Source organism: Achromobacter aloeverae (genome assembly GCF_004121055.1).
Lineage (GTDB): Bacteria > Pseudomonadota > Gammaproteobacteria > Burkholderiales > Burkholderiaceae_B > Bordetella_C > Bordetella_C aloeverae.
Genome location: NZ_PYAL01000001.1, coordinates 795,163 through 807,113, shown reverse-complemented (window position 1 = coordinate 807,113; position 11,951 = coordinate 795,163). Strand labels below are relative to the sequence as shown.

Annotated in this window: 11 protein-coding genes; 8 read left to right on the top strand and 3 right to left on the bottom strand. The window is 62.5% G+C overall.

The genetic code is table 11. The features are described from left to right. The first annotated feature begins 1 nt into the window (after position 1). A complete protein-coding gene (locus tag C7R54_RS03540; RefSeq protein ID WP_129148787.1) occupies positions 2-397 on the top strand; it encodes a barstar family protein in 396 nt (131 codons plus the stop codon). 421 nt (positions 398-818) lie between these two features. Here the strand turns inward: C7R54_RS03540 and C7R54_RS03535 are convergent. Next, positions 819-1,906 (bottom strand): IS3 family transposase gene (locus C7R54_RS03535; protein WP_129148786.1). Its coding sequence is split into 2 segments (ribosomal slippage): positions 819-1,654 and positions 1,654-1,906, totalling 1,089 coding nucleotides; the frame shifts between segments, so codons are not numbered across the junction. A gap of 344 nt (positions 1,907-2,250) precedes the next feature. Between C7R54_RS03535 and C7R54_RS03530 the strand changes: the two genes are divergently transcribed. From C7R54_RS03530 to C7R54_RS03520, 3 genes are all read left to right on the top strand, one after another. Next, on the top strand, positions 2,251-2,574 hold the full coding sequence (locus C7R54_RS03530; protein WP_129148785.1) for a transcriptional regulator: 324 nt from the start codon (positions 2,251-2,253) through the stop codon (positions 2,572-2,574). 28 nt (positions 2,575-2,602) lie between these two features. Further along, positions 2,603-2,833, top strand: a complete 231-nt coding sequence (locus C7R54_RS03525) for a BrnA antitoxin family protein (protein WP_240039408.1) — start codon at positions 2,603-2,605, stop codon at positions 2,831-2,833. A 339-nt stretch (positions 2,834-3,172) separates the two neighbouring features. Continuing rightward, positions 3,173-4,156: a Bug family tripartite tricarboxylate transporter substrate binding protein gene (locus C7R54_RS03520; protein ID WP_158021141.1), complete on the top strand. Its 984-nt coding sequence runs from the start codon at positions 3,173-3,175 to the stop codon at positions 4,154-4,156. Between the two features lie 54 nt (positions 4,157-4,210). Here the strand turns inward: C7R54_RS03520 and C7R54_RS03515 are convergent, their stop codons facing one another. Continuing rightward, on the bottom strand, positions 4,211-5,191 hold the full coding sequence (locus C7R54_RS03515) for a Bug family tripartite tricarboxylate transporter substrate binding protein (RefSeq protein ID WP_129148783.1): 981 nt from the start codon (positions 5,189-5,191) through the stop codon (positions 4,211-4,213). 209 nt (positions 5,192-5,400) lie between these two features. Here C7R54_RS03515 and C7R54_RS03510 point away from each other — a divergent pair, with 209 nt between their 5' ends. From C7R54_RS03510 to C7R54_RS03500, 3 genes are all read left to right on the top strand, one after another. After that, the gene (locus C7R54_RS03510; RefSeq protein ID WP_129148782.1) at positions 5,401-6,057 is read left to right on the top strand and encodes a GntR family transcriptional regulator; all 657 of its coding nucleotides are present in this window, start codon (positions 5,401-5,403) and stop codon (positions 6,055-6,057) included. Between the two features lie 240 nt (positions 6,058-6,297). After that, on the top strand, positions 6,298-7,356 hold the full coding sequence (locus tag C7R54_RS03505; RefSeq protein ID WP_129148781.1) for a TRAP transporter substrate-binding protein: 1,059 nt from the start codon (positions 6,298-6,300) through the stop codon (positions 7,354-7,356). 8 nt (positions 7,357-7,364) lie between these two features. Continuing rightward, on the top strand, positions 7,365-10,019 hold the full coding sequence (locus C7R54_RS03500) for a bifunctional diguanylate cyclase/phosphodiesterase (RefSeq protein ID WP_129148780.1): 2,655 nt from the start codon (positions 7,365-7,367) through the stop codon (positions 10,017-10,019). Here C7R54_RS03500 and C7R54_RS03495 read toward each other — a convergent pair. After that, positions 10,016-11,176, bottom strand: a complete 1,161-nt coding sequence (locus C7R54_RS03495; protein WP_129148779.1) for a helix-turn-helix transcriptional regulator — start codon at positions 11,174-11,176, stop codon at positions 10,016-10,018. The two genes, C7R54_RS03500 and C7R54_RS03495, sit on opposite strands and share 4 nt — an antisense overlap. Positions 11,177-11,536: 360 nt before the next feature. Here C7R54_RS03495 and C7R54_RS03490 point away from each other — a divergent pair, with 360 nt between their 5' ends. Then, a complete protein-coding gene (locus C7R54_RS03490) occupies positions 11,537-11,947 on the top strand; it encodes a hypothetical protein (protein ID WP_129148778.1) in 411 nt (136 codons plus the stop codon). Positions 11,948-11,951: the final 4 nt, after the last annotated feature.

Here is an 11,951-nt window from a genome sequence, read left to right as displayed (position 1 = left end):
CATGTATATAGACGACTATTTCCAATTTCGAGATAATTTTGATGTCCGCTTGCCTTGTGCGGGATTTTGCGCCACTCTGCCGGTTGGAGTTGAGAGCAGTGAGGAGCTTATCGAGGTTTTGAAAAAAATATTATTGTTTCCTGCATACTGCGGATCTAATTGGAATGCGATCGACGAGTGTATGGGAGATTTCAGCTGGATTGAGCAGTGCCAGATCAGCCTCATTCATCCAGTTATTCCGAAGGTGCCCGCCTTGGAATTGAAAATTTACATTGAGATTTTATATAGCCGCGTTGAGTCGTGGCGCTACGATGACGATCATAAATTTATTGTTATCTTCAATAATAAGGATAGGACGATTGTGGAGTCGGCATTGTTCTCGCACCCAAACAAATAAAGATGAATATGTGGGCGTGCCGAAGAGCTAAGATTTACGCGGTACGCGGATGTCGAATGATGAGCTATGACCCCATGGCAGGTGCCCGCGCTAGCAGGCCGCGTATGGCAGGCGACCTAGCGATTCCGGTTGAGGTGCTGGACTGCGCCAATATCTGCAAAATTTGATTAGCCTACCAAGTCGCCTCGAACTGCAAGGGGTTGGCATACCCTAGCGTTGAATCCTGCCGCCAAGCGTTGTAGGCGCAGCTGATTTAATCGAAGGCCTCAGACCGACATTCGTCCAGGGATTGGTAAACGCGCCGGTTCAGACGTTCGGTGCTCAGCGGAGAAGAAACTCCCCATGAGGAGGCGTTAAGTCGGAACAGTGGCCGCCCCAAGGGTAATCCCCCCATTTATAGCGATTGGCAGAAGTAGAAACGCTACGCGGCCATGGCTAACCGCTGTTTTGGGGTAAATCCGCCCAGAGCCATATTTGGGCGCTCGTGATTGTAGGACCACATCCACTGCGTGGCGACGCGCTGCACGTGATCCAGATCGTCCCAATGATATTGGGATAGCCATTCGTAGCGCACGGTCCTGTTGAACCGTTCAACGTAGGCATTCTGCTGTGGCTTGCCCGGCTGGATATATTCGAGTTTTATGCTCCATGCCCCGGCCCACTCGACAATTGCCGCGCTCAGGTATTCAGGTCCGTTATCGCACCGAATGGCCAAGGGCTTTCCCCGCCAGCCGATGATCTGCTTGAGTGTGCGGATCACGCGCTCGGACGGCAACGAGAAGTCAACCTCAATGCCCAGCGCCTCGCGGTTGAAGTCGTCAATAACGTTGAACACGCGGATGCTGCGCCCATCGGCAAGCTGGTCATGCATGAAGTCCATCGACCATACCTGGTTCACGTTGGTGGGCACGGTCAGTGGCTCAGGCGTCTGCCGCATCAGTCGTTTGCGCGGCTTGATACGCAGGTTCAGTTCGAGCCCTCGATAGATGCGGTACACACGCTTGTGGTTCCAGCCGAAGCCTCGAACATTGCGCAGATACAGGAAGCTCAGACCAAAGCCCCAGTTGCGGTGGTTGTCCGTCAGACGTAGCAGCCAGTTGGCGATCTCCTCGTTCTCAGCATCCGCCTTGGTGACGTACCGATAACAGGTCTGGCTCACCCTGAACGCCTCACAGGCCATCCGGATTGATACGCCGCGATCCTGCACGGCACGTTGGGCCATCTCGCGGCGGCGAGATGGCCTCACCACTTTTTTTCTAGCGCCTCCGTCACGATCTCAGCCTTAAGCTTCTCCTCGACGTACATCTTGCGCAGCCGGGCGTTCTCGGCCTCCAGCTCCTTCATGCGCGTCATCAGCGATACGTCCATGCCGCCGTACTTGGAACGCCACTTGTAGAACGTAGCCGAGCTGATGCCCAGCTCTCCGCACAGCTCAGGAGCGGCAAGACCAGCCTCCACGCGCTTGATGGCTTCAATGATCTGGCTATCCGTAAATCTCGACTTCTTCATGCGGTAGAACTCCTCAACGAGAAAATTCTACTTCTGACCTCATCGCTTTTGCGGGGGGATTACCCGCCGAAGTCGTTGCGGACGCAAGCGTGACCTATCGCGCACTGCTAGATCACTAAGTGTGAGGGATCACCTCGAACCTGAAATGCACTAATCACGCTCGCTGTTCCGCACCACGAGTGCTCGTCGGCGCAACGGACGCCGTCTTGGTGTTCTGGATTGATACCGAGTCGGTTGGGCGGACACGGTCGCCTATGGGCACACCGGCAAAACTACGGCTGTCATGGCCGAGGGACCGGCTGACAGCGCACTTTACCAATCTATTTGTTGTTAGTACAATAATTATGCTCACGGTGATAGAAACGAACAGGTTCGTTAGCTTATCTGCGGAAATCTGGACGGATGCGGAGCGGGAGGAGTTTGTGGACTGGATCGCCGATCACCCTGAAGCCGGCGATGTGATCCCACGCACTAACGGCTGCCGTAAGGTCCGATGGGTGCGAGCCGGAATGGGCAAGCGGGGCGGCGCAAGGGTCATTTATTTCCTGCGCTTGGCAAATGCCGAGATCGTGCTGCTGCTCGTCTACGCCAAGGCCAAATTCGATAATGTTCCCCCTGCATTGCTTGCAAAAATGAAGGAGAAATTCGATGCCCAAAAAGAAGGTTGACCCTGAAATGGCTAAATTCGAGGCCGACATGCTGCAAAGCATAGACGAGGCGCTGACCGGCCAGTACGGGCGCGTCCATACGCCCGCGCAAATCGTCGCCAGGCGCCGAGGGCGACCCGTCTCAGTGGAGCCGAAGGTCGCAACCACCATTCGTTTTGATGCAGAGGTGATTCAAGCTTTCAAAGCGACAGGCCGGGGATGGCAGACCCGTATCAATGACGTCTTGAAGGATTGGCTAAGGACGCATCAACCTGGTTGATCACCCCGCGAGTACAGCAATGATTCGTGCACGATTCCTCGCCGCCCGTTCGTGGTAATCCGACCCATCACGGACTTCACAACATTCGAGCCTGGGAGCGACGGACTGGTCCTGCACTTTCCGCAAGGTCAGCGGCCTATGCGATCAGAGAGCAGGTTTCGCACAGAAATCGAGCGTGCATAGCGTGATTGACGCGGTACGTTCCAACGTCTTCTTCGTGAACCCGGCCGTCACGGGACCGTCCGATGGACGGAACCATCGCCAGCCCCTCACGCACCAATGCCCGTCATTCAAGAAACAACCGGCGATCGCACATCAACGATGGCTCGGTGGAGATCGATGATGAGCTATTGGAAAACGATTATGGGCACATTGATCGCTGTCAGCGGCGCCCTGAAATTTGCCATGCCTGCCAAGGCTTACGCTAAAGAGGTCAAGGTGTATCCAGATCGTCCTATTACGCTAGTCGTTGGCTTTCCCCCCGGCGGTATGGTCGACATACTAGGCAGGCATGTGGCACAAGCCATGGCGGAGGAACTGGGCCAGCCGGTCATAGTCGAAAGCCGTCCGGGCGCCACTGGAAGTATTGCCGCCTTGGCCGTTGCGCGGGCCGCGCCAGATGGCTACACCGTGTACCTCGGTTCAAGCGCGGTCATGCTTTACTTGGCAGCGCAAGAGGAACCGGCGCTCGATTTTGCTGAGGCTCTGGCTCCCGTGGGCAGGGTCGCCGTCGCTCCCTGCGTCATGATCATTGGAAACCACGTAAAAGCCAGCACACTGCCGGAGTTCATTCAGTTGGCCAAGGCCAACCCGGGCGGGTTCAATATGGTGTCGCCCGGCGTGAATTCCGTTGGGCATGTCCTCGGCGAAGCATTCCAGGAAGCCGCGGGCGTGACGTTGCATCACATCCCTCACCAGGGCGCTGCACCCGCGCTAGCCGATATCCTGGGAGAGCGGGCCGATCTGATGATCACGACGGCGCCCTCGGCATTGGCCCTCATCCGCAGCAATCGCGTAAAAGTAGTCGCCGTTCTTACGCCCCACAGGGTGCCGCAACTGCCGGACACACCGTCCATAGAGGAGCTTGGCTATCCGGCCCCGTCCCTCCAAAGCAGCGATTCAGCCCTCTTCGTGCCAGCCGAGACCCCCTCGAACGTGATCTCCCGCCTCAATCGCTCCATCAACAAGGTCCTGGCCGACGCCAAGCTGCGCAAACAGCTCACCGACCTGGGCTACATGGTCAAGCTGCAAAACAACACGCCGGAAAACCTGGAAGATCTGCTTGCCCAAGAATCCCGGCGGTGGAAACGGATATTGCACTGACGAAGGCATGTGACCAGGGGCGAGGACCGGACCGGCCGGTCAGCCACTCGGCGCCTACTGCATCGTCACGCCCGACTGCTTGATCAACTGCTCGGTGCGAGGAATTTCGCTTTTGATATAGGCAGCGAATTCCGCGCGCGTGCCGCCTTGGGGCTCCGCGCCCGCCTCGGCCAGCTTGTCGCGCAGTTTGGGATCGGTCAACGCTTTGTTCACGGCCGCGTTCAGCTTGTCCACGATGGCCTGCGGCGTTCCATGCGGCGCCACCAGACCGTACCACGGAGCGATGTCATACCCGGGATAGCCTTGCTCGGCGATGGTGGGAATGCTGGGCGCCAGTGCGGACCGCTTGGCGTTGGACATGCCCAGGGCGACAAGCGCGCCGGTCTTGACCTGCGGCAGGCCCGTCATGATGGTATCGAAGTACATCGTGACCTGACCTCCCAGCAAGGCCGGGATGGCCTCGCCGGCGCCTTTGTACGGCACATGCACGATATCGATACCGGCTGTTTTCTTCAGCAGTTCGCCCGCCAGGTGGGACGTGGTGCCCGTGCCGAAGGAGGCGTACGTGAGGACCCCCGGATGCGCCTTGGCATAGGCGACCATTTCGGGCAGCGTCTTGAAGGGCTGGTTCGGCGTGGTGAGCAGCACGTTCGGCGTGATGGCGACCATGGAGATCAGTTCGAACTTGTCGGGTTCATAGCTGAGGTTCTTCTGCATGAAGCGATTGGTGACCAGCGCGGCCGGTCCTCCCATCAGCAAGGTATAGCCGTCGGGCTCGGCGCGCGCCACCACCGTCGCGCCTATCGCCGCGGCCGCGCCAGGGCGGGCTTCCACCACGAAAGGCTGGCCCAGTTCAACGCTCAGCGCCATGCCCAGTTGCCGCGAAATCAAGTCTGTCGCGGATCCGGCCTGGAACGGTACGACGATCTTGACGGGACGCTGGGGCCATGAGCCCACGTCCTCGGCGTGGGCTGAGCCGCTGGCGGCCACTGTCAGGGCGGCCAAGCCCAGCAAGGTTTTGAATAGACGTTTCATGCAACTTCCCTTGGTTCAACGTGTCTGGCGCTCCTCCATAGGCAGGAGCGCGGAGCCTTCATTTGATACTTTCTTTCCGCACTGCACCATAAGGGTTTGCATTAGTGGATAATTGGATCCAAAATCTTTAAGTATCCGGCTCCGGGACTGAGGTGTGCAGTATCCTCGCACCTTGGCCACGAGATATCCCACACAACGACGGCTAGGGCATGGCGTATAACAAGGTGGCAGTTTCGGCCGAGGAAGAGGCCTATCAATATGTCCAGCAGGAGATCCGTCAGGGGCGCCTGCTGCCGGGCCAGCGCGTGGTCACGGAGGCCATCGCTGCCCGGATCGGCACGAGCCGCATGCCGGTACGTAGCGCCTTGCTACGCCTGGCATCGGAAGGCCTGCTGGACATGCGCGCCAACCGGGGCGCCGTGGTGCGCAGCCTGAACGCGCGGGAATTGCTCGAAGTCTTCGAGATCCGGGCGGTACTGGAAGGCCTTGCGGTGCGCAACGCCGTCCGCAACATGGAGTCGAGCCACCTGCGCCGCCTGGCGGGGATGATCGACCACATCGACAAGGGCAGTGGCGACTATCTCGACTGGACGACAGCGCATCGGGAATTCCATGAGTACCTGTGCGGCTTCTGCCAGCAACCACGCCTCCTTGCGCAACTGGCCGACCTGCACTCCCTGATGGAGCCGTATATGCGTATGTGGGCGACCCAACCAGGCCGCGTGCCACGCATGCGCGAGGCGCACGAGGAGCTCGTCGCGGCATTGGAGACCGGGGACCCCGGTGCCTGCGAGGCCGCCATGCGCCGACATGTAATGAACACCGTGGACGCGCTGCTCCCCTATCTGCCGGACCAGCCGAGGTAGGGCCGCGGGATCGCATCCGCCCCTGGCGGGGCAGGGTCCCCAGCGGCTTGCTTCCGGTCGACTATGCAAATAGGCGGATTTCTTTGCGGGAATACATCGCCAGGCGGCTTGCACGACGGCCGATACTCCAACATTTACGTATAATTTTCGCCTGGCGTCGTCTTGGTGCAGTGCCGGTTCTTGCTGTTGTCGCGCCGGCAATCGAAGTGACTACGTGGAAGACCGGAGCTCCATGCCTTGATGATGTTATTGCGTGTTTTCATTCGCATCCTGGCCTGCGCCGCCGCGATAGGAGCGTGCGGCGTGGCGCTGGCAGGCGAGCCATACCGGTTGCGCATCGTGGGCGGCCTGGCCAGCGGCAATCAATACCCCCAGTACGAAGAGCCATTCTGGAATCACGAGCTCGAACGCCTTTCCGATGGCCGCTATGCCGCCGACATCGTGCCCTTCGACCGCTCGGGCGTGCCGGGGTCGGAAATGCTGCGTCTCATGCAGCTGGGCGTGGTGCCCTTCGGCACGGTGCTCATGACGACGCTGGTGGCGCAGTACCCCCAGTACACCGTGGCCGACCTGCCGGGCCTGAATCCCGACATGACCAGCCTGCGCGCCAGCCTGGCTGCCTTTCGACCCTATCTTGAACAGTCGCTGCGCGAGCAGCATGGCATCGAGCCCCTGGCCGTCTATGTCTATCCGGCCCAGGTTCTCTTCTGCAAGCAGCCGCTGACACGACTGGCAGATATCGCGGGACGGCGCGTGCGCGTGTCGTCGGCGGGGCAGGCCGATTTCATCGGGGCGCTGGGCGCCACCCCGGTGCACACCAGCTTCGCGCAGGTCTACCAAAGCCTGGAGTCGGGCAATACCGACTGCGCCGTCACGGGCACCATGTCAGGCTACACGCTCGGCCTTTATCGCGTCACGCAGTATCTCTATCCCTTGTCCCTCAATTGGGGGATGGCCGTGTTCGGCGCCAACAAGTCGGCGTGGCGCGCATTGCCGGCGGACCTGCGCACGCTGCTGCGCAGCGAGCTATCGAAGCTGGAAGCCACGATCTGGGCCGCGTCCGAACGGGACTCCGTCGAGGGCGTGGCCTGCAACAGCGGCGCGCCGGGGTGTCATGCCGACAATCAAGGCCACATGACCGTGGTGCCCATATCGCCGGAGGACGAGCCTTTGCGCCGCGAGGTTTTTGAAACGGTGGTGCTGCGCAACTGGCTGCAGCGTTGCCGCGTGGATTGCGCGAACATCTGGCGCCAGACGGTGGGCCCGGTGAGCGGCATCGACGTTCCAACCCTTCGATGACGGCCAGAATGGCGACGCCTACCAGGATCCGGCTTACCACTTGGGTGCTCGTGACGGTATTCCTGGCGGCGCTGGCGTCGGCCACCGTGACGCTGAACTGGAGCGTGAACGAGCGCACGCTGGACGAGGCCGAGACCCAGGTGCGGCATTTCTCGTCGGGCGCCGGCGCGGCCATGAACCGCATGCTGCTGAGTTTCGACGTGTTGCTCGCCAGCACCGACGAACTGCTGGGCCTGTCGTCCGGGCAGGGTGCGCCGCTGGACGAGTCCAAGGCCAGCCAACTGCTGCGCGGCGTCGCCCAGCAGAACCTGCTGGTGCGTTACGTGGCTATCGTCGATGTGTCGGGCAAGGTGCTGACGTCATCCGACCCCGCGGGCGACAACCTGGCCGTGGAATTGCCGCCGGGCTTTTTGCGGATGGTGCTCGACCAGCCCATCTCCATGCTGGCCGTGAGCCGTCCGTCCGTGAGCTTCACCAGTTCCGAGCGCGTGCTTTATCTGGCGCGCCAGTTGTCCGTGGGCGAAGGCAGGCGGCTGGTGGCCGTGGCGCAGGTGCCCGTGTCCATGCTGATGCCCGTGCTGATGCAAAGCGTGGATATTCCGGGGCTGGAGGTCACACTGGAACGCCGCGGCGGCGAGCTGCTGCTCAGCATGCCCGTGCTGGCCGATGCCGACGACGTCAAGCTGGCGCCGCCGCTACCCAGCCTGAGCGAGCACGCCGACTGGTCCGAGCGTGCGCGGCTGAGCCGCCAGCGTTCGCTGGTCGTGGCGCATCCCACCGTCTACCAGGACTTGTGGATCTCGGCTAGCCTGCCCAAGGCGATTGCGCTGGAGGACGCGCGTGCCGTGCGGTACAGCGTCATCGCGGCGGCGGTGCTGCTGTCCGCCATGCTGGTGGTTACCGGCGCCCTGGTGCAGTCGTATCTCATCCGCATCAATGCGGCGCGGCGGGCCACGGCCGAAGCCAAGGCCACGCTGGACCAGGCGCTGGCATCCATGGTCAGCGGCTTCCTGGTGCTCGACGCCGAGCATCGCGTGGTGCAGTGGAACCAGCGCTACGAGGAAGTCTGCTATTGGCTCAAGCCGGTGCTCGCGCCTGGCGTGCCGTTTCGCGCCTTGCTGGAATGCACGGCCCGCCAGTACTTGCCCCATGGTAGCGAAGAGGCCGTGAACGATTGGGTGCGGCGACGCATGCAGCGGCAGGCCGGTCCCACGGATACGCACGAACAGCGATTGCCCATGGGCATGACCATCCTGATCACCGAGCGCGCCATCCCCGGCGGCGGCCTGGTGCTCACGTGCCATGACGTCACGGCCCTGCGCCGCGCCAGCGAGGAGGCCGAGTCCCTGGCGTTCTACGATCCCCTGACCGCGTTGCCGAACCGGCGCCTGCTGCTGGACCGGTTGACACAGGCCGTGGCGCAGGCGGGGCGCTCCGGCAGCCTGGGCGCCTTGCTGTTCCTGGACCTGGATCAATTCAAGTTGATCAACGACACGCGCGGCCATGAGGTGGGCGACCAATTGCTGCAACTGGTCGGTGAACGCTTGAAGGGCGCCGTGCGCGCCAGCGACACGGTGGCGCGCCTGGGCGGCGACGAATTCGTGGTGGTGCTGACCTCCCTGGGTACGGACAGCGTGGAGGCCGTCGCCCAGGTCCAGCAGATGGGCGAGAAGATCCTGCATAGCCTGAACCTGCCGTACAGTCTGCGCGGCCAGGCCTACCGGGGCGTATGCAGCATCGGCGCCACGCTGTTCGGCCAGGGGCCGGAGACGGCCCCCGAGCTGCTGCGGCAGGCCGATATCGCCATGTACCAGGCCAAGTCGGCGCGCGGCAACGCGCTGTGCTTCTTCGACCCGCAGATGCAGGCCGCCATCAACCAGCGGGCGTTGTGGGAAAGCGAGCTGCAGACCGCGCTGGCCGAGGAGCAGTTCACGCTTTACTACCAGATCCAGGTCACGGCGGACCACCGCATCGTGGGCGCCGAGGCGCTGTTGCGCTGGCGTCATCCGCAACGGGGCTTGATCGCGCCCGGCGAGTTCATCGCGGTGGCGGAGGATTGCGGCCTGATCGTGCCGCTGGGACTGTGGGTATTGCGCACCGCCTGCCGGCAGCTGGCACGATGGCAGCACGAGCCGGCCTGTGCCGGCTTGCAGCTGTCGATCAATGTCAGCGCCCGCCAGTTTCGCCAGAGCGACTTCGCCGACATCGTCATCCGCGAGATCCGTGAGGCGGGGGCGCCGGCCCATCTGCTGAAGCTGGAGCTGACCGAGTCGCTGATGATCGACCACGTGGACGATTCCATCGCCAAGATGTACTTGCTGCGGACCCAGGGCGTACGTTTTTCGGTGGACGACTTCGGCACCGGCTATTCGTCGCTGGCCTATTTGACGCGGCTGCCCCTGCACCAGTTGAAGATCGACCAGTCCTTCGTGCGCAACCTGGGCGTGCGCGCCGGCGACGACGCCATCGTGCAGACCATCATCGGCATGGCGCGCACGCTGGAATTGGAAGTGATCGCCGAGGGCGTGGAAACGGAGGCCCAGCGCGAGTTCCTGGGCAGCTATGGCTGCGACCTGTACCAGGGCTACCTGTTCAGCCCGCCGGTGCCTCTGGTCGATTTACAGGCCATGGTCATCAAGTCGGCATCCACCGTGCGGGCCTAGCGCGGCGTTGAAATGCCCGCGACGCTGCGCGCCACCAGCGCGGCGAGCGCGCCTTGCCGCTGCGTGCCGGTCTTCAACAAGGCCTTTTTCAAATGTGTGGGCACGGTGCCCAGGCGCACGCCCAGCGAGGCGGCGATCGATTCGAGCGAAGCGCCCTGGCTGATGGCGATGGCGACGGTAGCCTCCGCGCGCGTCATGCCGAACAGCTCCATCGAGGTCTGGGCGGCGGTCGGCGCGGACGTTTCGGGGTCTCGCAGGAAGATCATGGCGGCCGGCCGCGCCACGTCGGCCGGCGCCCATTCCGCTTTCCATGGCGACACGATGAGCGTGATCGGCAGCCGGCCGGTTCGCGGCACGGCGATTGCCGTGCCGGGGCGCGGGTATTGGTGGTATTGGCCTTCCGCGATCCGCGCGGCCTCCCGCACGGACTTGGCGAGGCGCGCGTTCAATGCGGGGTCGTCCAGGCAGAACCGGCGATCCCGCGCCCGGTGCCCCTGGGCGGCGCGCAGCAGGCCTTCCGCGGCGCGATTCGCGTACAGCACCGTGCAAGATGCATCGACGACCATGACGCCGGTGTCGAGCCGTTCCAGCGCATCGACGGCGGCATGGTGCGCGAGCGCGATCTCGTGCAGGCGATGACGCATTCCCAGCGCACGCCGTACATGCAGGTACAGCGCTTCGAGCCGGTGGCGATCCGCCGCGCCGTAAGGGCCGGCGTCCTTGGCGCGGTGCACGCCCAGGACGCCGATCTCGCCCTTGCCGACGGGGAACAGGACGCCCACCATGTGATAGATGTCGAGTTTGCGGGTCCAGTCCTGGTAGAAGCCCGTGCGTTCGAACTGCACGTCGGTCAGCAGGCGTTGGCTGGTGAAGACGTCGCCCATCTTCAATTGCGCGGAACGCTCCACCCATAGGTCGTTCTGGTGCCAATAGTCGGCCCAGGCACGTTCGCCGGGCGCGATGCGCAGGTTGTCCGTGACGCTTTCGAGTTGCGGTTCCCGGGCGCCTCCGCAGGTCTTGAGCACGGCGCTCGACGAAGAGAAGGTGGCGGCGATGGCGCCGGCGATGTCGCGCCATTTGCCATCATCGACCGCGGCGTCGTAGAGGAGGTCGAGCAGGGGGGCCAGCCTATCCGCGTTTTCATCGCGATTGCGCATACGCTTTCCCCTTTCGCTATCCCTGCGGCGGACTGTAAGGCATGGGAAAGGAATGGTCCAGATGCGTCGAGCCGCGAGAACACCGGCCGGCGCGCATGGCTCCCCCGGGGGCGCCTGCGGCTCGGTCATACGGTGGTCGCCAAAAGGACGAGCATGCGCGCCGGCGGCCGTCGGCTGAGAATAGGCGCTGAAGGATCTCGACGCGGGAGGCAGCGCGTCGATCTCTCCTGTTTGGGAGATGGCGGGACCAGGGCCTTGCCGTAAATTTGGTTGCGCGGCACGCCTGGCCGGACGAAAGGCGTCGGCTAGCGGCAGCCGCTCCCTGAAGCGACATCTATAGCGACACTACCGGAGAACGCCATGTCTCAAGTCGTATTGCGGCCCATGCAGTGGGCCAGAATCCAGGATCTGCACGATTGCGAACCGGTCTCTGAAGCGGATCTGGTCTGCATGCGCGATGTGCGCGCGGCACTCGCCAGGCACGGAAAGCTGGACCGATTCGCGCTGCATCTCGTGCACAAGCACTTCGATATGGGCGCGGACGAAGTGCTCGTCGAATACAGCGATGCCGGCACCCGCGAACAGTATTTCAAGGTCGAGCGCGCCGACTCCGAGACGGCCCGCGAAGCGCAACCCACCACGTGGATGCTGGACAAGCTGGAGCCCATCGCCATCTGCGTCTGCGCCAGAAGGCCGGATGGGCATCAGGGTCGTCATGAGAGGGGTATAGGGATAGAGAGCGTAGCGTTGCGGTCGATGGCAGACGCTTAGGCCA